The 22,585-nt window shown below is 35.6% G+C and carries 25 protein-coding genes and 2 tRNA genes; 9 read left to right on the top strand and 18 right to left on the bottom strand.

Going from position 1 to position 22,585, the window contains the following annotated elements; genetic code table 11:
• Positions 1-8: 8 nt before the first annotated feature.
• Together AC57AW_RS21160 and AC57AW_RS21155 are read right to left on the bottom strand one after the other, a co-directional pair.
• Complete coding sequence (locus AC57AW_RS21160; protein WP_496353468.1) at positions 9-632, bottom strand: hypothetical protein; 624 nt, start codon at positions 630-632, stop codon at positions 9-11.
• A gap of 96 nt (positions 633-728) precedes the next feature.
• Positions 729-1,109 carry a VOC family protein gene (locus AC57AW_RS21155; RefSeq protein ID WP_496353467.1) on the bottom strand — a complete coding sequence of 127 codons (381 nt, stop codon included), beginning with the start codon at positions 1,107-1,109 and terminating at the stop codon, positions 729-731.
• Positions 1,110-1,297: 188 nt separating this feature from the next.
• Here AC57AW_RS21155 and AC57AW_RS21150 point away from each other — a divergent pair, with 188 nt between their 5' ends.
• Both AC57AW_RS21150 and AC57AW_RS21145 read left to right on the top strand, forming a co-directional pair.
• On the top strand, positions 1,298-1,861 hold the full coding sequence (locus tag AC57AW_RS21150; RefSeq protein ID WP_496353466.1) for a TetR/AcrR family transcriptional regulator: 564 nt from the start codon (positions 1,298-1,300) through the stop codon (positions 1,859-1,861).
• A 40-nt stretch (positions 1,862-1,901) separates the two neighbouring features.
• The gene (locus tag AC57AW_RS21145; RefSeq protein WP_496353465.1) at positions 1,902-3,308 is read left to right on the top strand and encodes an MFS transporter; all 1,407 of its coding nucleotides are present in this window, start codon (positions 1,902-1,904) and stop codon (positions 3,306-3,308) included.
• A 6-nt stretch (positions 3,309-3,314) separates the two neighbouring features.
• On the opposite strand, the gene AC57AW_RS21140 is transcribed toward AC57AW_RS21145, so the two are convergent.
• The 10 genes from AC57AW_RS21140 to AC57AW_RS21095 all read right to left on the bottom strand — a co-directional run bounded on the left by AC57AW_RS21140 (position 3,315) and on the right by AC57AW_RS21095 (position 11,578).
• Complete coding sequence (locus AC57AW_RS21140) at positions 3,315-4,424, bottom strand: serine hydrolase domain-containing protein (RefSeq protein WP_496353464.1); 1,110 nt, start codon at positions 4,422-4,424, stop codon at positions 3,315-3,317.
• A gap of 103 nt (positions 4,425-4,527) precedes the next feature.
• Positions 4,528-5,769 (bottom strand): serine hydrolase domain-containing protein, encoded by a 1,242-nt coding sequence (locus AC57AW_RS21135; RefSeq protein ID WP_496353463.1) that lies wholly within the window; start codon positions 5,767-5,769, stop codon positions 4,528-4,530.
• Between the two features lie 145 nt (positions 5,770-5,914).
• The gene (locus tag AC57AW_RS21130; RefSeq protein WP_496353462.1) at positions 5,915-6,646 is read right to left on the bottom strand and encodes a class I SAM-dependent methyltransferase; all 732 of its coding nucleotides are present in this window, start codon (positions 6,644-6,646) and stop codon (positions 5,915-5,917) included.
• A 138-nt stretch (positions 6,647-6,784) separates the two neighbouring features.
• Positions 6,785-6,985: a YqaE/Pmp3 family membrane protein gene (locus AC57AW_RS21125; RefSeq protein WP_318846734.1), complete on the bottom strand. Its 201-nt coding sequence runs from the start codon at positions 6,983-6,985 to the stop codon at positions 6,785-6,787.
• Between the two features lie 28 nt (positions 6,986-7,013).
• Positions 7,014-7,397: a tetratricopeptide repeat protein gene (locus tag AC57AW_RS21120; RefSeq protein ID WP_496353461.1), complete on the bottom strand. Its 384-nt coding sequence runs from the start codon at positions 7,395-7,397 to the stop codon at positions 7,014-7,016.
• Between the two features lie 95 nt (positions 7,398-7,492).
• A tRNA-Lys gene (locus AC57AW_RS21115) sits at positions 7,493-7,565 on the bottom strand.
• 4 nt (positions 7,566-7,569) lie between these two features.
• Positions 7,570-7,644: transfer RNA gene (locus AC57AW_RS21110), tRNA-Lys, on the bottom strand.
• Positions 7,645-7,657: 13 nt separating this feature from the next.
• On the bottom strand, positions 7,658-8,968 hold the full coding sequence (locus AC57AW_RS21105) for a hypothetical protein (RefSeq protein WP_496353460.1): 1,311 nt from the start codon (positions 8,966-8,968) through the stop codon (positions 7,658-7,660).
• A gap of 38 nt (positions 8,969-9,006) precedes the next feature.
• Complete coding sequence (locus AC57AW_RS21100) at positions 9,007-9,423, bottom strand: DUF1801 domain-containing protein (protein ID WP_496353459.1); 417 nt, start codon at positions 9,421-9,423, stop codon at positions 9,007-9,009.
• Positions 9,424-9,559: 136 nt separating this feature from the next.
• Positions 9,560-11,578 (bottom strand): M3 family metallopeptidase, encoded by a 2,019-nt coding sequence (locus AC57AW_RS21095; RefSeq protein ID WP_496353458.1) that lies wholly within the window; start codon positions 11,576-11,578, stop codon positions 9,560-9,562.
• 198 nt (positions 11,579-11,776) lie between these two features.
• Here AC57AW_RS21095 and AC57AW_RS21090 point away from each other — a divergent pair, with 198 nt between their 5' ends.
• Positions 11,777-12,307: an SRPBCC family protein gene (locus AC57AW_RS21090; RefSeq protein WP_318846739.1), complete on the top strand. Its 531-nt coding sequence runs from the start codon at positions 11,777-11,779 to the stop codon at positions 12,305-12,307.
• Between the two features lie 35 nt (positions 12,308-12,342).
• Here AC57AW_RS21090 and AC57AW_RS21085 read toward each other — a convergent pair whose 3' ends face one another.
• A complete protein-coding gene (locus AC57AW_RS21085) occupies positions 12,343-12,702 on the bottom strand; it encodes a DUF805 domain-containing protein (RefSeq protein ID WP_496353457.1) in 360 nt (119 codons plus the stop codon).
• Positions 12,703-12,834: 132 nt separating this feature from the next.
• On the opposite strand from AC57AW_RS21085, the gene AC57AW_RS21080 reads away from it, so the two are divergent.
• The 4 genes from AC57AW_RS21080 to rimM all read left to right on the top strand — a co-directional run bounded on the left by AC57AW_RS21080 (position 12,835) and on the right by rimM (position 15,212).
• Positions 12,835-13,284, top strand: coding sequence for a hypothetical protein (locus AC57AW_RS21080; protein WP_496353456.1), 450 nt, complete (start codon positions 12,835-12,837; stop codon positions 13,282-13,284).
• A 94-nt stretch (positions 13,285-13,378) separates the two neighbouring features.
• Entirely contained in the window at positions 13,379-13,891 is a 513-nt protein-coding gene (locus tag AC57AW_RS21075) for a nitroreductase family protein (RefSeq protein ID WP_496353455.1), read from the top strand.
• 197 nt (positions 13,892-14,088) lie between these two features.
• Positions 14,089-14,655, top strand: a complete 567-nt coding sequence (locus tag AC57AW_RS21070; protein WP_318846744.1) for a 30S ribosomal protein S16 — start codon at positions 14,089-14,091, stop codon at positions 14,653-14,655.
• Between the two features lie 14 nt (positions 14,656-14,669).
• A complete protein-coding gene (rimM, locus tag AC57AW_RS21065) occupies positions 14,670-15,212 on the top strand; it encodes a ribosome maturation factor RimM (protein WP_318846745.1) in 543 nt (180 codons plus the stop codon).
• Positions 15,213-15,272: 60 nt separating this feature from the next.
• Here the strand turns inward: rimM and AC57AW_RS21060 are convergent, their stop codons facing one another.
• From AC57AW_RS21060 to AC57AW_RS21040, 5 genes are all read right to left on the bottom strand, one after another.
• Complete coding sequence (locus tag AC57AW_RS21060) at positions 15,273-16,925, bottom strand: serine hydrolase domain-containing protein (RefSeq protein ID WP_496353454.1); 1,653 nt, start codon at positions 16,923-16,925, stop codon at positions 15,273-15,275.
• A 115-nt stretch (positions 16,926-17,040) separates the two neighbouring features.
• Positions 17,041-17,955, bottom strand: a complete 915-nt coding sequence (locus tag AC57AW_RS21055; RefSeq protein WP_318846747.1) for a helix-turn-helix domain-containing protein — start codon at positions 17,953-17,955, stop codon at positions 17,041-17,043.
• Positions 17,956-18,056: 101 nt separating this feature from the next.
• A complete protein-coding gene (locus AC57AW_RS21050) occupies positions 18,057-18,896 on the bottom strand; it encodes an SDR family oxidoreductase (RefSeq protein WP_496353453.1) in 840 nt (279 codons plus the stop codon).
• A 138-nt stretch (positions 18,897-19,034) separates the two neighbouring features.
• Entirely contained in the window at positions 19,035-19,838 is an 804-nt protein-coding gene (locus AC57AW_RS21045) for a helix-turn-helix transcriptional regulator (RefSeq protein ID WP_496353452.1), read from the bottom strand.
• On the bottom strand, positions 19,835-20,764 hold the full coding sequence (locus tag AC57AW_RS21040; RefSeq protein WP_496353451.1) for a helix-turn-helix domain-containing protein: 930 nt from the start codon (positions 20,762-20,764) through the stop codon (positions 19,835-19,837). Before AC57AW_RS21040 ends, AC57AW_RS21045 begins: the two co-directional genes overlap by 4 nt.
• Before the next feature lie 105 nt (positions 20,765-20,869).
• Between AC57AW_RS21040 and AC57AW_RS21035 the strand changes: the two genes are divergently transcribed.
• Together AC57AW_RS21035 and AC57AW_RS21030 are read left to right on the top strand one after the other, a co-directional pair.
• Positions 20,870-21,505, top strand: a complete 636-nt coding sequence (locus AC57AW_RS21035) for an LA_2272 family surface repeat-containing protein (protein ID WP_496353450.1) — start codon at positions 20,870-20,872, stop codon at positions 21,503-21,505.
• A 2-nt stretch (positions 21,506-21,507) separates the two neighbouring features.
• Positions 21,508-22,581, top strand: coding sequence for a fatty acid desaturase family protein (locus tag AC57AW_RS21030; RefSeq protein ID WP_496353449.1), 1,074 nt, complete (start codon positions 21,508-21,510; stop codon positions 22,579-22,581).
• Positions 22,582-22,585 lie beyond the last annotated feature (4 nt).

Raw genomic sequence — 22,585 nt, 5'->3', positions numbered from 1 at the left:
CTCTTTCTTTATTCCTGTTCAAGTTTGATAATAGGTCCTTTGTAAAACTTAGTAAGATCATACAGATCAGCAAAATGGTGCTGAAGGTCCGGGATGATGTTACCGTCAAATTCTTTTGAACCACATTGGTTTTCTGCCAGAAGATATAAAGACTGATTGTCCGGTTTCAGGTACTCACAAAGTATATTGTCCTGACGCTGCTCTCTGTTGATAAGCTCTGTAAGAAATATTCCGTAGATCAGAAATTGATTGAAGTTTTGGGAATCTACAATATAATTCATGTCTTGTTTCAGCAGTTTTTCATAGTCTGAAAGAATCTGAAGGAAGTTTTCGGCATGAACGGTTGTTGGTATTTCATAAAAAAGATCAATACCATTAATAAAAAGCTGTGTTTTAGCTTCCTCATGATCTGAAGAATACACTTTACTAAACCATTGAAAAATAAGGAGAAGTTCCTCCTGAGTAAGTTCTTCAACAGAGTCCTTAACCTTGTTTTTAATATTCTCAAGCGTATCTTTTGCATCAGATGGTAGGAATTTTAGAATATTTTCCTCCTCACGATCGAGCTTATTGTACAAATTAATTTTGGCAATAATTGGGTTGGTTTTGATGAAATAAAGTTCTTCCGCCATAGGTATTTACCAAATAATCTTTTAAAAATGGTTACTGAAAGATACAAAATATGCATCAACTTTATTTAAAAAAATAATATGTAGCGAATGGTATAACTATTTTACCACCTCATGCAGTGCAATTCTGTTTCCTTCTGAATCTTCAAATTCTGCTACGGCAAAACCATACTTTGCATCTGTTTTCTTAGGATAAAGAATAGTTCCTCCATGTTGTACAGCCTTTTCCAGGGTATAGTCAATACTCTCTGTTTTAAAATAAATAATAACACCGCTTTTGGAAGGTTTGTAGACATCACCTTTAGCCAGAGCTCCTGTAATCCCACTGTTTTTTTCTTCAAAAGGAAAGAGAGCCATCTCATAACGGTCTATTATTTCTTTCTCAAAACTAAAGTTGAAAACAGCAGAATAGAACTTTTCTGCACGCTCCAGATCATGCACAGGGATTTCGAAATATACTACAGGATTGGTCGATTTCATATTTTTTCCAAGATTGGGTTTCTGTGATTGACTGCAAGATACAGCTATTAGTAATAAAAACAGGAAAAGGGAAAATAAGGATTTCATGGCAGGGATTATTTCTTTGATCTAAAATAAAGTTTTTATCTGTATTTTAAAAATAGATAGACTTATCTATTTTTTTGTTTAGATTTGTAAAAATTTTCACGATGAAAAAAGAAAAAGTACGCGAGAGGATTACCAGGGTTGCTTCAGATTTATTTTATAAGCAAGGATACAATTCTACAGGAATCAATCAGATTATTGCAGAAGCGGATATTGCTATTGGCTCACTGTATAATCATTTTTCATCTAAAAATGATCTTCTTCAGGCCTATCTCATCAAAGAAGAACTAGACTGGTTTGAAGGATTTGAAAACAGTACATCTAAGATTTCAGAACCCAGAGAAAAACTCTTGGCACTTATTGATTTCAGGAAAAAATTACAGCAGACGTCTAAGTTTGCAGGTTGTCATTTCATAAAAATTGTTTCTGAAATAGGAGAAGGAAACCCATCTGTTTCTGGTTTTGCCAAACAGCATAAAGAAAAACAAAAAGATCTGATAAAAACACTCGTAACAGAATATGGGATAAAAGGACAACTTTATGATGTTGATTTAATAGCCGAGAATATTTTCCTTTTAATAGAAGGAGCGGTTGTAACATCTACAATCAGCAAACAGAATGATTCTTTTGATCAGGTGAAAAAAATTGTTCAGGGTTTACTACCCTAATTTTTTTTGAATCTTAAAGAATAGATATATCTATATAAAAATGAAACATAAGTATTTGAAATTATTGGTTATACTCTTTGGACAGTTGTTGACGATTATGGATATTTTTATCATTAATGTGTCTATACCTTCCATACAGCGTGATCTTCATGCTTCCAATGGCGAAATGCAGTTTATGATTGCAGCTTACCTGATCGGATTTGCTTCTTTTCTGATTACGGGAGGCCGGTTGGGTGATCTATACGGAAGAAAAAAGATCTATATCATCGGGTTGATAGCTTTTATGGTGAGTTCTATTGCCTGCGGAATTTCTGCAGGAGCAGAACAACTGGTTATTTCGAGATTTGTACAGGGAATTAGTGCTGCAATGATGGCTCCGCAGGTACTTTCGATGATTCAGGTTTTATTTCCTTTTCATCATGAACGTACAAAAGCAATGGGTTGGTACGGAATCACTATTGGAATAGGAACCATCATGGGGCAGTTTCTCGGCGGGTATTTTTCATCACTTACGATGATGGAAGAACCCTGGAGACTTATTTTTCTAATGAATATTCCTATATGTCTGCCCGCAATTTTTCTTAGTCTCAAATTATTAAATGAATCCAAAACTTTAGTAAAGCAGTCTTTTGATATAGGTGGTGTGGTAATGCTTTCTGCAGGATTGTTCTGTGCTACCTATACCCTTACGATGTCTGAACATGAAGGTTTTCATTTCAAAAATATTACACTGATGGTTATTTCAGCAGTAATTATTTTCGGGTTTATCATAAATCAGAAGAAGAGAATACAAAATGAATGTTCTTATCTGATTGATTTTGAACTTTTCCGTTATAAGAATTTCAATTTGGGAATTCTGGCCGTTTCCTTCTTCTTCATTATGTTGGATTCCTATTTTTATATTCTGTCGCTTTTTTTTCAGGATGGATTAAAGATCAGTCCGTTAGCAGCCGGAGAAATTATTGTCTTTCAGGGATTGGGATTTATAGTGGCATCCGCAGTTTCTGTAAAATTGATTTTGAGATATGGAAAAAAAGCCCTGATTGCAGGGCTCAGTTTTATTATCGTTATTCTTATTCTTCAGCTGTTTTTATTCAGAATACAGATCGGTTTTTCTATTTTCTGCCTGCTGTTGTTTTTGCATGGGCTGGGAGTAGGTTCAATCATTCCTTCGCTGGCCAATATTGCCTTGTCGGGAATGTCTGAAAAGCTGATTGGAAATGCTTCCGGGGTTTATAATACCTTTCAACAGGTGGCTGCCATCATTGGAATTGTTGCTGTAGGAAGTGTTTTTTACTATTTTTTGGGAACAAAACCTGCAGTACAGCATTATCACAATGCCTTTTCAGTGGCAGTATTAATCAATATTCTCTGTCTGATTTTTGTAATAGCTTCTATTTTTAGAGTTCCTGGCCATGTTCTCCCTGAAATAAGGCGTAAAAAATAGTCGGAATTATTTGTTTGCTTTTTTTGATGAGGTTTTGACTTCACTTAACGTCGCTTTCGCAATATTTCTGGTGACTTCAGTAGGAGAGTGGCAGTCGCAGTTGCTGAATCCTATCACATAGAGATCTTCACTGGGAATATAAACACCCATGCTTTTAAATCCGAATATACTTCCGCCATGTTCGCGGTCAGGTGTTCCATTACTATCTTTCAGATGCCATCCGTATCCATAGGTAAATTCTTCACCATTGTTCAGCTTATATTTCTGAAATGCTTTTTGGGTTTCTGTTGAATTCAACAGAGTATTCTGAAGTAAGGCCTGCTGCCATTTCACCATATCATCTACGGTAGACATCAATGAACCGGAAGAAAAAGGAACACTGAAACTGATGACCGTTTTATTGACAAATCCCTGTTCTTTTTTGTGATAGCCATAAGCTCTTTGCGGAATCACTTTTCTGTCTGAAGCATAGTAAGAATGGGCCATTCCTATTGCATCAAAAATATTTTTCTTGATAAAATCTTCATAAGAAGTTCCTGAAACCAGCTCAATGATATAGCCTAAAACTACATATCCGGAATTGTTGTAATCAAACTTTTCTCCGGGAGCAAAATCTACAGGTTCATTCTTGAAAAAATCAACCATTTCTTCAGGTTTCATCTCTTTTTGGGCAATAGAAGAAATGGATTTCATTTTGGTGAAATCTTTAATTCCCGAAGTATGGGTCAGAAGATGATGGATAGTGATTTTATCTCCGTTAAGGTAATTTTTAATGTATTTGGAAACGGGATCGCTGACAGTAAGTTTACCTTGTTGTTCCAGCATCAGAATAGCTACAGCAGTAAATTGCTTGGTCATCGATCCAATCTGAAAAACGTTTTCTGGGGTCATATTAACGTTGAGTTCAAGATTGGCTTTTCCAAATGCTTTCCGATAAAGAGACTTTCCATTTTGAGTAATCAGAAAAACACCGCCGGGTTCATTTCCGTTCCCGAATTCTGTCTGGATAATACTGTCAATTTTCTTTTCATATCCTTTTGTACGGATCTGAGCATCTGTTGTATTGCTAAAGAATAAAAGCAATATGAAGACAGAAATTAGTTTTTTAATAATCATATTTTTATACTTTGTTATGCAAAGATATAATTAATTACAATTACTATGTTATACAATATAGTTATTTGTGTTTTAAATTTTTTCAAAATTGATTTGCACTTGATTATTGTATTCGTTTGGTATTTAATTTAACACCGGTTGAAATAATGATCAGGTAATATTGCTGATCGCTGCCCTTTAAAAACAGATAACCATCTTCGGATTGAGGATTATCAAAAAAAGAAGTTGATGATTCAGGATAGATTTTGGTCTTTTCACCATCTTTGTCGAGAATATATAAAAAATGATCTTCTAAAATAACATTGAAAACTTGCGATTGATCAGCTTCAAGGGCAAATTTTCCAGTATATTGCCTAAGAACTTCATCAGGAACTTCAATTGCTTTTTTGTTAATCTTTTGAGGAATCGTATAAGACTGGCCATTCAAAAGATGAATAATATCTTCCGTCACTTTTTGAAAAGGAATATCGGTAAAATTGGAAGTGAAAATAAAGGTAATTCCCGATTTCAGATCCTGATAATAATAAGCTCTGTAGCCGGGCCTGCCTCCTGCCTGTGTCAGTTGGCTGTTCTTTCCAAACATTTTCAGAACAAGGTCTTTTCTGAGGTTCTTTCCGGAAATAAGCTGCTGACTGAAGCTGTACAAATCGTCAGTAGTAGAAAAATAATTTCCAGTTTCAAATCGATTGATGTTGGTATGTGCGACAGGAATGATTTTACCATTTTCACCCGAAAATCCATAAGCGAAATCAGATAATGTTTGAGCGGTATTAAACTCACCTGTATTTTTTAATTTATATTTTTTGATGATTTCAGTCTGAATAAAATTCCAGTATCCTTTATCAGACCGTTTATCAATGATAGAGTGCAGGATAAAGTATCCGACATTTGAATATAAAGTCTGGGTTCCCGGCTCGAATTGCAGCGTTTCCTTTTTGGCCAGTTCTATAATTTTTTCAAGACTCAGATGGTCATACTTTTCATAATCTTTGATTTCCCTTGGAAGCCCGGACTGATGAAATAAAAGTTGTTCAATAGAAATTTTTTCACCATTGGGAAAATCCGGAATGTATTTATTGAGGGTATCCGATAATTTCAGTTTTTCTTGCTCAACCAGTTTCAAAATTCCATACTTTACAAAAATCTTGGAAACCGATGCGATAATGAATTTACTGCTTTTAGTTACCTCTAATGCTTTACCTGCGTCCTGAATATTATAGGTTTTATCCAGAAGAACGGTGTTGTTTTTAGCAATCTTTACATTCCCATTGAAATTTTTCAGATCTGTTAGGGCTGTGAAATACTGATCCAGCTCTTTGCTATACTGTTGAGCAGGACAATTCATTGAAAAAATAAAAATGAAGAAAAAAGTAAAAAGCTTCATATTCTGTGATTGACAATGAAGCAAATATACATTTTAATCACTTATGAATCTTTCTAAAAACCAGGAGATTCCACGCAGAGTAATTGATCAGTCTGTCAGTTCAAAACTATTTTTCAACAGATATTAATAACATCATCGGTCTGCGGAGTTCTTCTTTCATCTCTGGGATTTCTTTCAACATTTCCTGACCCGGTTCCGGTTCAATAATCTCTTTGATGTTGAAGCCTTGTTTTAATAGGGTGTTTAAATAAGAAGTTAAGGTACGGTGGTATTTGATCACATTTTCTCCTAAAAAGGTAGTGTTTCTTTTTCCTTCCATGAAATACCGATCAACGGGCCAACAGATTTTTTCACCATTTTTATCATAGACCCAGTCCTGGCCACCTTCAGCAGTAAACACAGGATGTTCTACTGAAAATACAAAAGATCCTCCGGAGGTAAGCCATTTGTAAATATGCTGAGCAATAGTATCGAATGATTCCACATAATGTAATGTGAGTGAACTCAATATGATATCAAATTTTTCAGCAGGATAATCAACCTCTTCCAGAGCTTTTCTTTCATATTGAATTCCTTCCAGATTATTGATTTCCTGAGCTTTTGCAAGCATTCTTTCCGAAAGATCAATTCCTATCACAGATTTTGCGCCATTTTCTATGGCATAACGGCAGTGCCATCCAAAACCACAGCCCAGATCAAGAATATTCTTTCCCTGAAAATCCGGAAGCATATTTTTCAAGGTGTGCCATTCTCCAGCTCCTTCCAATCCTATCTGTGAGCGGAGCATTTTTTCGTACTGGTCAAAAAATGACGGATTGTCGTATTTATTTTCTTTCATAGCATAAAGATTGACGGTTCTTGTGATAGTAAACTAACGCGTTTCAGACTTTGAAAATCTTTCAGTCAAAGGAGTTTTTATTATTCCAGTACTGTAAATTTACGACAATTATATCAGACGGTTTTGAGAATAGCTGAATTACCTTTGGTTTTTGCGCATTGCTTTTATCAGCCTGTCATTACGTTGATCAGCTCTGTCATTGTTTAAAGAAAGAACAGCCCATATGGCGGCAGGAAGCCATCCTATCAGAGTGATCTGTAGAATCAGGCAGATAATCCCGGTGAGAACTTTTCCACGGACGATAAAGGATAAAAAGGGAAGTAATATGGCTAGTAACATGATTTTAAAATTTTAATTGAGAAGGATTCTATTGGGCTTGAGGATCAAAATAAGCTTTAAAAGTAAGTGGATCTTCAGTTTTATCTTCAACTTCTTCAAGATATTCTAAATATTCTTCCTGATGCTTTTCCATATAAACAAGTACAATGGCCAGGTTTACAAACAGGTTTTTGTCTTTAGAGCCTAAGTTTAAAGCTGTCTTTAAGTATTCCAGAGCCTTTTCATTTTCTCCCATATCGGAATAAACGGCACCAATATTAATTAAAGCTGAAGTGTTTTCAGGTTCAATCAATAAAATTTCATCTAATTCTTTGACTAATAAATCATTCAAAGTGTCCCAATGGTCTTCATTTTCCCATCTTTTAGCCTGAAGTTTTTTTACGTTTTCTAATCTTGATGTGATTGTACTCATTATTTATAGAATGGATGCTTGTTTTGTTTCCTGTACAAATTTAACTTTCTTAGAACAAAAAGATTCGTATTTTCTGTTCATTATTGTGTTATTAGGTCTGATAACAGGGCTCGAACCTGTGTCCTCCCGGTCCAAGAGCCGGGCGCTCTGCCACTGAGCTATATCAGATATCAGGATAGATGCAGGGCTCGAACCTACGTCAACCCGGGTGAAGAGCCGGGTGCTCTGCCACTGAGCTAACCTATCCTTTATTTTTTCTTTCAGATTTTTCCTGAAAAATATTTATTCTGTTTTAAAACCTTTGCTAAAAAAGGATTTGAAACCGTTACACCATGTACCAGTTCAGGAGTGGGTCTGAATGGACTTACTCTATGAGTACGGGGTGCAATCCATCCTGATTTTTCAGGATCTATGCCAGCTTCATTACAAGCATTGACAATGGTTTCCTTATTACAAAAAATTCTTTCCTGAAAAACTTCCCAGGGCAAAGGTACATTATTCCACACTTCTGTATTGGGATCAATCTTACCACCGGAAGATAAGTGCCATGCGATAACATCGGCAGCCATCAGACGCATCACTTTTCCAAAGCAAAGATCGTCAAGAACAGAATCGAGCCCTAGGGCATAAATCAGATTCATCCAGTTATCCCTGGCTTTATTCCAGGCTCCTGCTGTATTATTCCAGGTGGTGGAATCATTTCCTTTTTTTACAGCCATGGTTTTTCGGTAGATATCATTTTCATGCCAAAGTGTTTTCAGAAATTCTGAAATTTCTTCAAGAATAACGGTCCATCTTCCTAATAAATTTCCTTTCTGTTCATCTGTCAAATGCTGTAAAACTTCTTCAGAAGAGTAGATATAAGAAATAGCTGACCAATTTGTTTGTGACGGATTTTGTTTACATCGGTTGAAAAGCATCTCACATATTTCATCAAAAGGCTTGTCCTGACTTTGATTGGTAAAGGTGCTTCTCAGATTGCTGCGCGCATTGAAGTAAGCAATAAAACAGGCGGTATTCATATCAATGGAGAAATCTTCAAAGCTGATAGTATGAGAAAGCCCATGCTTGGCAATTTTCTGAAGCTCGATTTTTTTTGATTCCTGAATAAATTTCTGAAGTCTGATCTCAATTCGTTTCAACAGTCTCCATTTTTTATTGTAACTCCGCTTGGAAATATCCAGTCCAGCCAGTTTTCTCAAATCCTTATTGAGGCGGTCACTTCTGAAATCATTTTGTCCGATATCTTTGTGTATAATCGGAGAAACTTCTTTTAGAAAAGCTTCAATTTCATCCACATTGTTATACCCTGAATTTTCTTTTTCATTGATTTTAAAAATCTCAGTCGCTTTTTTGATCTGCTTTCCTGCTCCGATGGCTATTCCAAAAGTTTCCAGCATCGAGGTATATCCATAGAAATTTTTATTCAGAGAAAGTTTGGCTGCTTTACTTAAAATAGCATGTTCCTGAATTTTCAGATCGCTTTTTAAGATATTAACGATCATTTCTGCAACATCTTCTGGACGTCTGCGTTCGTCTAAGGTTGTATAAAGCTGTTTGATTGTTGCCATAATGACAAAGTTAAAAGATATTTTTACTCAGAAATATATTACTTAAGTCCATCCAGTATAGCAGCTTTCAGGATTTCAATGTTGATATCTTTCAATGCTTTGAATTTAATGCAATATCCGGTTACACTGGCTTTCCCTATTTTATCTCCATAGGTTGTGCTCAGATAGGTCTTATCAGCAATATTGAGAACATAAATTGAGATTCCAGTGGTGTTGGCACTCATTCCGATCTGATAGAAATCCCTGGTTTTTCCATCAGCATATTGTAAGGTATAGAATCCATATCCGATATTGGGATTGGAAACCGTTTTATTTTCACTGTTTTTACCATCGAGAAACCATAGTTGGCATTCCGGCATAAGTTCCAGAATAATGTGGTGCAGTTCCTGCATATCATTGCGTTTCTTTTCAGGCTGGCTGTTGATATAGTCTTTGATCTGTTCTTGGATGGTCATGTGAAATTTGAGATTATTGATCGACTAATGTACAAAATTTCATAAAGTACAGTATGCGTAATAATAAAACAAAAAGAACAGCAATTGCTGTTCTTTTGTATTTTCTTTTTCCTGATCTAAAATCAGTTTTTATTGGTTATCCAAATGCTCTTTTCAACAAACTCTCCACTTTTGGCTCACTGCCTCTGAAACTTTTATACAGTTCCATTGGATCTTTCGTTCCACCTGAAGAAAGCAAGATTTTATACTTGGCTGCAATTTCAGGATTGAAGATTCCGTTTTCTTTGAAGTACTGGAAAGCATCTGCATCCAGAACTTCCGCCCATTTATAAGAATAATATCCAGCAGAATATCCACCCTGGAAAATATGGGAGAAACTTGGGCTCATTGCTGTTTCAGAATTGGAAGGATAAAGCGTTGTCGCTTTGGTATACTTATCCTCAAAATCCTTTATACTTTCATTTTCTAACTCTCCAACTTTGGTATGATAGTTCATATCCAGAAGTCCGAAACCTAGCTGTCTTAAGGTTTGATAGCCTTCCATGAAATTTTTAGACTGCTCAATCCTTTCAATTTTTTCATCAGGTAATACTTCACCGGTTTTATAATGTTTGGCGAATGTTTTTAAGAATTCAGGTTCATAGCAAAAGTTTTCCAGAAATTGCGATGGAAGTTCTACAAAATCCCATTTTACAGAAGTTCCTGACAGCGTAGGATATTGGGTATCTGCCATCATTCCGTGAAGGGCGTGTCCGAATTCGTGGAACAATGTAGTCACTTCCTGGAATGTCAGTAAGCTAGGGGTATCTTTTGTCGGTTTGCTGAAGTTGCAAACGATTGAAATATGTGGACGGGAATTTTCACCGTTTTGTTTATACTGATTTTTGTAGCTGGTCATCCATGCGCCGGCTCTTTTCCCTTTTCTTGGGAAATAATCAACGTATAACAGAGATTTATAGGTTCCGTTTTCCTTTACTTCGTATACTTTTACATCTTCGTGGTATTTCGGAATGTCATTTCTTTCCTCAAAAGTAAGTCCGAAAAGTTTTCCAGCCAATCCGAATACGGCTTCCTGTACCTGGTTTAACGGGAAGTAAGGTTTTAATTCCTCATCATTAAGATCAAATTTCTGTTTACGAAGTTTTTCAGCATAGAATGTGTGGTCATAGCCCTGCATTTCTTCAATTCCGTCAGCTTTGGCTAAAGACTTTAATTCTTCAATTTCTTTATCAGCATAAGGTTTTGCTTTGGTTAAAAGTTCGTTTAAGAAATCAAAAACTTTTACCGGAGATTTAGCCATTCTTTCTTCCAGAACAAAATCTGCATAGTTTTTATACCCGATAAGTTCAGCTTTCTGCTGTTTCAGATGAAGAAGTTCCTTAATCAGATTTTGGTTGTCAAATTCTCCACCATCAAAGGATTTTTTACCATTTGATAACGCCAGTTCCTTTCTCAGTTCACGGTTTTCAGCATACGTCATGAACGGAATATAGCTTGGATACTGTAAAGTGACTACCCAGCCTTCAAGGTTTCTTTCCTTAGCTTCCTCTGCATATTGATCAATGATAGCTTCAGGAATTCCCGCAAGATCTTCTTTATTGGTAATGTGCTTAAAATAAGCATTGGTAGAAGCCAAAACATTCTGCCCAAACTGTAAAGATTTTAAAGAAAGATCCATGCTGATTTTCTTTAATGTTTCTTTGTCTTGGTCATTCAGTAAGGCTCCGCTTCTCACAAAACCTTTGTAGGTCTCATTTAAAAGCATTTTTTGCTCTTCGTTAAGATTGTATTTGTCCTTTTCATCATATACTTTCTTGATTTTGTTGAAAAGGGCTTCGTTTTGAGATATTTTTGAAGAATATTCTGTTAAGATCGGAGAAACCTCCTGAGCAGTCTGCTGGATCTCATCACTGGTCTCTGCAGAATTTAAGTTGAAAAAAATATTTGAAACCACATCCAGCTGTTCCCCGGAATACGCCAATGCTTCAATAACATTTTCGAAAGTAGGTGCTTCAGTATTGTTGACAATAGCATCAATCTCGGCTTCGGATTTTTGAATCAGTTCTTTAAATGCCGGAAGATAATCTTCATTTTTAATGTCACTGAATGGAGCTGAATGATATGGAGTGATAAATTTTTCTGTTAAAATATTCATTTTTTGATTTTTTATATAAGGTAAATGTAACGATTCATTGGGAATCACAGCTGAAACGCTCAAAAATAATGCCTTACTCACAAGTTATGACAAAAATACTTATCTTTAAATAATCTTGTCATATGGAAAGTGGGAGTGATGTGGGAATATTTAATTTTGAGAACAGATTTAAAATAAATAACCTTAAATATATAGACTATGAAAACACTCTTAAAAATCATCGGTGCCATCATTGTACTGGCTATCATCTATGCTGTAGTTGCAGTACTGGCTTTCAGTAAAGATTACCATTATGAAAAATCTATTGTCATCAATGCTCCAAAAGAAAAAGTATGGCCTTATGTAGGTACTTTAAAAGGCTACAATCAATGGGATCCTTTTTCCAAAGCTGATAAAAACATTGTCATTACCTATTCCGGAGACGGAGATAAAGTAGGAGATTCTTATCACTGGAAAGGAGATAAAAATGTGGGAGAAGGAGAACAGGCCATTACTGAGCTTGTACCGGATCAGAAAATGGCAACAAAACTTCACTTCATAGAACCGTTTGAGGGAGATATGAAAGCCAATTTCATTGTGACTCCTGAAGGTAGTGGAACGAAAGTGACCTGGATGATTGATAATGAACTGAACGCTATGATGAAGATTATGAAGCCAATGATGAATAGCAATATGGATAAAATGTTTAGTCAGGGACTCGGAGACCTGAAGAAACTTGCTGAAAAATAAAATGAAAGCCTTGTAAAATTTACAAGGCTTTTTTATTATAATTCTTTTTTGCCAATCTCATTGATTGAGTTATAATTTCCTTCCCCTTTAGGATTAGGTCCATATTCATTGGGTCCGTGGTCGCTCTCCGCAAATAACATCCATAAACCATAGAAAGGAATTAATTGATACCAACCGGAATTTCCTCTATCATGACATCTTTTTGCTCCCTGTGCAATAAGGAACCAAAGAAATGGAATCAGTAAAAGAAAGAAAACTATAGTAACACCCGCTGATGGTTCGTTACTCTGAAAATAAATATTGAATGGTACGGAAAATACCAGATATAGAAGATAGGACAATCCATATTCTGTCCTTCTGATTCTCCCATCAAATGAAAATGGTGCTTTAAACATGATTTTTAGTTTTAGAAAGGCAAAGCTAAAAATAATTTTTTTAAAATAATGATCTATTTTGTAAGAGTTATTTTATGATAAGCCTAAGAAATATTATTCAAAAATATTATCTTTATATAAAGAATCGATTGTATGGAGAAGATTGTATTTGAAAAAAGTGATATCAGAGACTTTGTGAAAATTACCATTGCAGAGAAAATTGAAAAGCTTAAAAACTTTATCGAGTTTACCCTGGAAGCGAGCCGTGACATCAAAAAAACTCCGAAATATGATAGTATGAGAGAAGAAATGCAGGAGGAAATTTACCAGATGCAGCGACAGCTGGGTGCTTTGAATGATCTTAATAGAAATATGGCAAAAGTCCTGAATACCGCTACAGAAAGAGTGCAGCTTGGCTCGCTGGTGATCACCAACAAGGCCCGGTTTTATATATCAGTGTCATTAGGGGAATTTTTTTTCGAAGGAGACCGGTTCTATGCAATCTCCCCCGAAAGTCCCATGGCCAAAAAAATGAATGGCATGAAACCAGGTGATGAATTTACTTTAAATAAAATCCATCAGAAGATCGTGGAAGTACTGTAAAAGTGATTATAAAGCTTATGAAATCGTATACAGATGGCAAATACTTAACATTTTAAATGAAAGAGATTGAATTCCATGTTGTAAATTTGCAGGTATGAATAAAGCATCCATCTTAAAAGAAATCATAGAGGAAAGAAGAAGTATTTTTCCAAAAGATTATACAGATACGGAAATTTCTCAGGAAGTTTTGGAGGAGATTTTAAACTCTGCCACCTTTGCCCCCAATCATAAACGGACAAAACCCTGGCGTTTTAAAATATTCAAAGGAGAAGAAAAAGCACAGCTGGCCTCAGAAATGCAGGCTATCTATAAAGCAATTACACCCGAACAGCTTTTCTTAGAAAAAAAATACAATGATATTGGTTTTAAGATCAATAAAGCGAATGTTGTCGTTTCTATTGTTGTCAATTTCAGCGGAATGGTTCCTGAGTGGGAAGAAATAGCAGCTGTTTCAATGGCGGTTCAGAACATGTATCTTACTTGTACGGCCAATAATATCGGATGCTATTGGAGTTCTCCCAAAATTGTAGATGAGTTGAAAGATTCTCTGACTATTGAAGAAAACCAGAAGTGTCTGGGATTATTTTACATGGGTAGCTTGGAATAAATAGCCCTGATCGAGTGGTTTGTTTAAGCTCTTTTTCTTTCTAAAAGAAAAAAGCGAGTAACGAGAGCAGGTTCCCGGCTTCTGAAAAAAATGAATTTATAAAACTTTTTACTTGTAGCTTTTTACTTCAAACTTTTTTACTATCTTTGCACTCTTAAATATTTAACTGGGACGAGTTCCCGTAAAATTCAAACATTATGTCAGTAAAAATCAGATTACAAAGACACGGTAAAAAAGGAAAACCTTTTTTCCACATCGTGGTTGCAGATTCTAGAGCTAGAAGAGATGGTAGATTCATCGAGAAACTAGGAACTTACAACCCAATTACTAACCCGGCAACTATCGAATTGAACGTTGATTCCGCTGTAGAGTGGTTAAACAACGGTGCTCAGCCTACTGATACTGCTAGAGCTATTTTATCTTACAAAGGTGCTCTTTACAAAAAACACTTACAAGGTGGTGTAGCTAAAGGTGCTTTTGATGAAGCTGAAGCTGAAAAAAGATTCAATGCTTGGGTAGACGCTAAAGACTCTAAAGTACAAGGTAAAGTAGAAGGTTTAGCAACTGCTAAAGCTGATGCTAAGAAAGCTGCTTTAGAAGCTGAGGTAAAAGTAAATGAAGCTAGAGTTGCTGCTGCTGCACAAGCTGACGCTGATGCTAAAGCTGCTGAAGAGGCTGCTAACGCACCTGCTGAAGAAGTTGTTGCTGAAGCTACAGAAGGAGAAGCTCCTGCTGCTGAAACTGAAGAAAACACTGAAGCTTAAGAACAAACCCTGTTATGCGTAAAGAAGATTGCTATTTTTTAGGTAAAATCACACGCAGACATGGACTTGCGGGTAACGTGATCCTTAAATTGGATACCGATCAACCCGAGCTTTACAATAAATTGGAATCAATATTCGTTGAAATCAACGGATTATTGGTTCCATTTTTTATTGAAAGATCATCATGGAGCAAACTTGATGCTCTGAATCTTGCATTCAAAAACTCTTCTGAGGCTATCATAGATCAGGTGTTGGGTAAAAATGTTTACCTTCCGCTTGCTTCACTGCCTAAGCTTTCAGGAAAACAATTCTATTACCACGAGATCATCGGGTATGACATCCTTGACGAAAACAATAATGAATGTGGAGTAATCCGTTCGATAAACGATCAGACGGCACAGAATTATTTCATTTTAGGTTTTGAAGGAAGAGAAATTGTAATTCCTTTGATCAAAGACTGGATTCTGGAAGTTAACAGAGAAGAGCGATTCATTAAAATGCAGCTGCCGGAAGGCTTGATGGACGTATTCCTGGTTCCATCTAAAAAAGACGAGTAATCACAATAAGCGATTACTCCGTCAATATTTCTATTATTATCTGAAACTTTATTATTGCAATTATTGATTATCCATCATCAAGGCGGGTAAAAGATATTCCTGTACCATTTTTTCAACTTGTGAGTGGGCATAAGGTTTATTGTAAGCTTGTGCGGTAATTACCATTACAACAGGTATCTTGGTGAAGATGATGATTTTGTTTCCACCATTTCCACTGGATTGAAAAGCTTCATAACTGCTATTTCCCACAGTATAAACTTTTCTCCAGAATAAATACCCATAGCCTTCAAAATCCTGACGGTCCGGGAAATAATTGGTAAAAGATTTTTTAATCCAGTCTTTACTCAAAATCGTTTTTCCATCCCAAACTCCATTACTGCTGTACAGCTGCCCGAATTTTGCAAAATCAAGAGCTTTCATACGCAGTCCTCCAGCCAGAGAAGGTTTTTGCTGTGGAGTAAACTGCCATTTATAATTGGTGATTCCAAGGGGCTGAAATAACTTTTTATCGGCATAATTTTTTAAGCCTTGAGGAACTGTTTTATCCAAAATATCTCCGGTTACCACAACTCCGGCAGTGAAATAATTCCAGTTTTTTCCTGGAGTATTCTCTGTCATTGGCAGATCCAATGTGAAATTCACCCAATTTTCGGTAGGATACATATTTTCTTCATTTCCGGCAGAGTCAGAATTTTCATCGTTTCCTTCAAATCCGGAGCTCATTGTTAATAAACTTTTTATCGTAACATTCTCTTTTTGAGAGGAGTAATTTTTAAATTGTTTCAGATCGTAAAACTCTTTCAGGTATTGATTTTCGCTTTTTATATATCCTTCTTTCACAGCAATTCCCGTCAATGCCGAAGAAAACGATTTTCCTACAGAGCGGGTATCCTGCACAGAATCTCTTCCGGATCCGTTGAAATATTCCTCAAGAAGCAATTTTCCGTCTTTTACAATGACAATTCCGGTTATGTTTTTAAACCTGGTTTCTGCAACTTTCTTATTCAGATTTCTGATGGTTTGCGTGTTGATTTTTTCCTGAGAAACTTTCCATCCGCTGTTGGGTTGGATAGGCTGAATAGCAATCTGCTGCTCTGAAATATTCTGTGAAGGTACATTGAGGGTGATTTGCCCTTCTGCGATAACAGATCCTATCTTGAGTGTAGAAGCATTGAGATACGGGCGCACTTCAATTTTTAAGGTATGATTTCCTTCTGCCAGAGCATCAATTCCGTTATGAGACATATAGAAACGCATCCATAAATATCTTCCCCATGAATCTTCGTTTTTACTGCTGAGAAGAGGAATTCGCAATGAAGTTTTGACTTTTTTGTTATCGGCAGTACCAGCACCTGTATTGAGGTTTTCTTTATAGATCAGCGTTCCATCTACATAAAATGAGAATTGATAATTCCCGTTTTTAATCAGTTCATCAACCGTCCAGTTGGGTTCAAGCTGATGTAGGTAATTGATAAGTGAGTTGTCAAAAAAAGCATGAATACCAAGATCTCCGTTTTCCTGAAATAGAGAAGAACTAAGAAAGTCCGAATCCTTCAAATTTTCAAGAGCAACAGTTTTGTTAAGGAAAACAATTTTTCCAGTATATTTTTTTTGAATGGGATTTTCAATTTTTTCAGGAGTGGTAATGTTTTTATTTTGTCCCTGATAAAGATAAAATGTGAAAGTAAAGATCAATAATAGGATAGGTCTCATCTTAAAAAAAGTATTTAAACAAAAATACTGAACTTCCTTATGGTAAAATAGAATGAAATTAACATTGTCATTTATTTTTATCCTGAATTTTATTGATATCCGCTTTATTTACATTCTAATTAAACAGCTTTCTAAATTCTCCCGGAGACTGATTGGTCTTCTGTTTAAAGAGCTTACTGAATGACTGAGGATGCTCAAACCCTAGTTCATAAGCAATTTCACTTACAGATAAACTCGTAGTACTCAAACGTTCTTTAGCAGAATCGATTAATTTATTCTGAATATGCTGCTGGGTATTTTGCTGCGTGTGTAAGCGGAGTAATGTTCCCAGATAATTGGGCGAAATATTCATTTGCTCAGCAATAGTTTTTACCGATGGAATTCCGGTTTCCAGGAGATTTCCACTTTCGAAATATAAAGAAAGAACATCTTCGAATTTATGCAGCAATTCATGACTGGATTTTTTTCTGGTGAAAAACTGTCGCTCATAAAAACGTTCAGAATAAATCAATAAGGATTCAATCTGTGAAATAATCAGTTCCTGCGTGAATTTATCAGTGTTTGCCTGATATTCACGTTCAATATTTTTAAGAATATCAACGATAATTCTCTCTTCTTTATCGGAAAGAAAAAGCGCTTCTTTTACCTGATAACTGAAGAAATCATAAGACTTTATTTTCTTGGTTAACGAAGTATTCCACAGAAAATCGGGATGAATCAACAGTAAAAATCCGGTAGGTTCTACTTCAACATCCTGTCTTATTTCCAGGCTTAAAAACTGCTGAGGAGAAACAAAGCACAATACTCCCGAATCAAAATCATATTGCTGCTGCCCGTAATTAAACTTTGGATTGACATTTTTTTTCAAGCCAATTGAATAAAAATTCTGAATCCACTTCAATTCATTATCCTCTATTACATACCGGACTTTGCTGTAATCCATCAAACTGATCAGCGGATGTTCAGGATTAGGAAGACCACAGAAGGCATGAAAATCTGAAATGGAATTAAAACGGACAGGTTGTTTCATAATAGCGAAGTTAGTTGTTTTTATAAAAGGTTTAATAGATTGTGTCAGAAAGCCTTCGATTCTGTTCTTAATAAACAAAGCCGAAGGATATAATTACAAAGTTAGATGGCCGTGTAAACAGTCAGGCTTTCCCATTTCTCAGCGTCTTTCTTTAAAATATCAATCTTATTATTCAGAAACTCCACAGTTCCTACACCTAATAATAAATGTACCGGTGGATTTTTTTCTTTACTGATCTGAATCAGTACATCAGCTGCCTTTTCCGGATCATTAGGCTGATTTCCGTTGATGTCATTAAGATGGGCCTGTTCAGAATTTCTTGCCGCTTCATAGGCTTGAATAGGATTGGCAGGTGTTTTCACAGAATCTTTATTTAAAAAGTCTGTACGGAAATATCCCGGATACACCACTGTAGCATGAATTCCAAAATCTTTTACTTCTTCAGCCAAAGCCTCAGTAAATCCGGCAACAGCAAATTTTGTAGAACAGTAAATTCCCCAACCCGGAAAATTAGCCGAATATCCGCCAACAGAAGAAATATTGAAGATGTTTCCTGATCTTTGCTCACGAAGATAAGGCATGGCATTTCTGATTACATTCAATGTTCCGAAAACATTCACTGCATAATTTTCTCTTGCCTCTTCATCCGTAAGTTCTTCCAGTGTTCCTATTTGACCATAGCCTGCATTATTGACCACTACATCTATTTTTCCGAAATGGTCAACCGTTTTTGCAATGGCAGATTTTATATCGTTATTGTCCGTAATGTTTACGCTAAGCGGAAGGAAGTTTTCAGAAGTTTCTCCGAGGGTTGAGATCAGGGATTCAACGGTACGGCTTGTGGCAGCAACCTGAAATCCTTCGGATAATAATTTTTTTACCAACTCGAATCCTAAGCCTTTTGATGCTCCTGTCACGAACCATACTTTTCTTGTTTCCATTTTTTAAATATTTTTTTGTTTAAATGATGGTACAAAGATGAAAAGTTACAGAAGGGAAAATGTATCCAAATCGGGGAATGATGTATCCAAATCGTGAATGATACTTTTGAGACAGTCTCCTTTACTTGCAGATATATTTTAAACTTTCAGAAGATTCCTGTATTTCAAAGGTGTAATCCCGATATTTTCTTTAAAACATCTGATAAAATGACTCTGATCTGAAAAGCCACATTCCATAGCAATATCCGTTAAAGAATGGGGTAAAGTGAGTAGTTCAAGTGATTTATTAAGTTTTAATTTTCTGAGATATTCACCAAGATTGCAGTGGAAATATTTATGAAAATCTCTGCTGAGATGAATAGGGTGAATGTTCAAAGTTTTAGAAAGTTCTGTAAGATTCAGGCTTTCTGTAAAACTTTCATGTAAGATCTCATTGATCTGACCTACCCAAATTGGTTTTCTATTAGTGCTTTCTTTCTGATGGGTCAATTGACTGAACAGATGTAATAATAGCTGATTGACAGCCAGATCAAAAGATAAGTCATTGGTTTTGGTTTCTTTGAACATCTGATAAACCAGTAATTTTAAAGCGGGATCTTTTATATTAAAACTGCCTTCCACTTTATTTCTCTGAATGTCAAAACGGTCAAACCAGCTTTGTGAAAGTTCAATGTGAAAACCTCTTGTAAAGATATCTGGCTTAATATTATAATGTGGATCTTCCCAATGGTGGTATAATAATGTTCCTGCAGAACAGCCATAGGTTTCTTTTCTATTTCCTTCCGTCATATTTCCCTGAAGAAGAAAAGTAAAATAAGCATTTTCATGATAATGCCAGTCTACATAAGGGTGCGTATACTCCGTATCGGTGATTGTCAATCCTTCTAAATTGACCATTTGATTGGTTTCTCCAAAATATTCGCCTTTACGAAGCGTATTCATGATAAATCTTGTTTTAATTGGTCAATTTGTTCATACATTTTATTAAAGAACATTTTCCTTTCCCGGTTTCCGGATTCGTTCAGTGATCTGGAGTTCTTGATCTGGTGCTCAAAATAGCTCAGAGAATCTTCACAGGTGATTTTATCATTGGTCATCATATATCCAAACATGCTGAAAGGAACAAAAAAAGAACATTGCTGCTCGTTTTTGAATAAAATACTATTGTTTAAAATTACTAAATCATTGACATATATCTGAAAATTAGTTTTTTCCAGTGTTTTAATTTCCAGCCCTTCCAGTAATTTTTTTAGGTCATCAAGAATAAGATCCACCTCATTTTTCTTTAATAATCCCATCTCATAATAAAATGAAATTTGTCTCAAAGCACTCATAATGGTGGTGTCATTCCAGATTTCTGTTACATTTTGTTTATCATAAAGATCTTTCAGCATGTCATTTTTTACAGAATGATATTCCATAGTAAACTCATGAAAAGGACTTAAAAATTTATCCTGATTCAATAAATTCATCCAGACATAGAACTTAAAACGTGAAAGCATTGAATCTGAAATGGTATAAAAAAACGGGATGTCTTTTGCAGAATAGTATACTTTAGAGTTGGTGATATTCTGAAAAACGTTTAGAATTTTCAGCGAGTTTTCGAAATAGTTTAAAAGGTCTTCGGTGGTTCTTACTGGTTGTGTTCTTTTAACGACCAATTGATTTTCTGTTCCCAGAAACTGATCCAATGAGATCTGATAGTATTTGGCAAGCTCCAGTGCTTCCTCAAAACTGAACTTAGCTTTCAAAGAAGTTCTTCTGTGTGCCGCATCATAACTGATATTAAGGATGTTGGCAATCTCATCATTTAAAGATCTTTCCCCGATTTTTCTTCGGATTTCCTTCAGTAGAGCTTCCTGGTGCATAGTTTTGTGATTTTCACAAATGTAGTATTTTTTTTAATTTTTTTTCACATTCGAAACCGGAACTTCTGCTGATAATTTTGAACTATAATTTTAAAATAACGAGTTATGAAAACACGAATTTTATTTACAATAGTTCTTTTATTCCATAGTCTGGCTTATGCTTCAGACAGTTTAAAAGTTGATTCTTTGAAACCGAGATTGATCGGAGCTTCACCCTCAAAGAATGTCAGAAATGTCAATGGAGTTTTATTCAAATATTATGATGAGGAAGATCATTTTAAGCCTAAAAAAGTAAACGGATTGGGAATGGGATTCAATTTTCTGGGTATTTTTCTTCCTCCGTTGATGCTTTTCAACCTACAATTACCAGATAATAATGATTATGTAGTAGTTCCCCGTGAAAAGATGAATATGATCAACGGACTTCAATTGTCTCTGATCAATATGGAACCTACCGTTACAAATGGTTTGGAGATCAATGTTTCAAGTAATATCAATACGTATGCAGTGACCAACGGCGTGGCTGTCTCTCCATTTTTTAATCTGCATCATGAGATGAAAGGTGTTTCTGTAGCGCCATTGGCCAATATTGGAAAGAAATGCAGAGGAATACAAATCGGGTTGTATAATAAATGTGATGATTTCAGAGGAGTACAGATTGGCGGATGGAATGAGAACGGGAAGAGAAAACTTCCTCTGATCAACTGGAATTTTAAGAAACAGAAAGTAAATAAAAAGTGATTATGAAACCTAAAATAAGATTTAAAAAAGCAACCTCTCCTTTTTATTCAGAATTGCGTGAAGAGGTGAAAGTATTGCTTACAGATGAAGTGACAAAAAAGGCAGGTAGATTGATGATTATAAAATTTATGTTTTATTCTATGAGTTTTCTGCTTTTGTATGCCAATCTTTTCAATCCTTATATGGAAGATAAGAATTGGCTGGTAGCTTTGAATTATATTGCTTTAGGTCTTACAGGGATATTATTGGCCTTTAATTCTGCTCATGACTGCGTACACAATACATTTTCCAGGTATAAAAAAGTGAATCAGATCATTTATTATATCACATTCAATCTGCAGGGAGTGAATGCCAGATTGTGGAGAAAAAGACATATTGCATCCCATCATGTGTTTCCTAATGTGGATGGCTGCGATGCGGATATTGATGATAATGTTTTTTTACGTCTGTCTGAGCATCATCCCAAAAGAAGAATCCATGCCTATCAACATTTTTATGCTACCGTGCTGTATTGCTTTTACACTTTACATTGGATTGTGATCAAAGATTTTATTTATGTCAGGAAAAAAGAGCTGGCCAACCTTAGAAATCAGTCCCATTCATTGATGTCTGTAGCGGAAGTTATCCTGTTAAAATTAGTTTACTTCACTTATATGTTGGTTTTACCTGTTCTTTTTACTTCTATTCCGTTGACAACGATTCTCATCTCTTTCATCATTATGCATGTGACGATTTCACTATTCTTTGTGCTGACTTTGATTATTTCTCACCTGAGTCTTGAAACAGATTTTCCACAAGCTGATGATGAAGGTTATCTTCCTTATGATTATTATGAACATCAGTTAGCCGTATCTCTTGATTATCATCCAACCAGCAGATTGGCCAACTGGATTTTTGGAGGATTCAATTCCCATGCGGCTCATCATCTTTTCCCCGGTTTGCCACACACGGTTTATACCATTATTACTCCGGCAATCAGAAAGGCTGCGCTTAGAAACAACTTTCCATATCACGAGAAAAGTATTGTGGATGCCGTGATTTCACACTACCAATATCTCAAAAAATTAAGTAAATGATGTT

The organism is Chryseobacterium sp. BGA-UO-ETr-SB22 (assembly GCF_059567885.1).
This window is presented reverse-complemented; position numbering and strand designations above follow the sequence as displayed.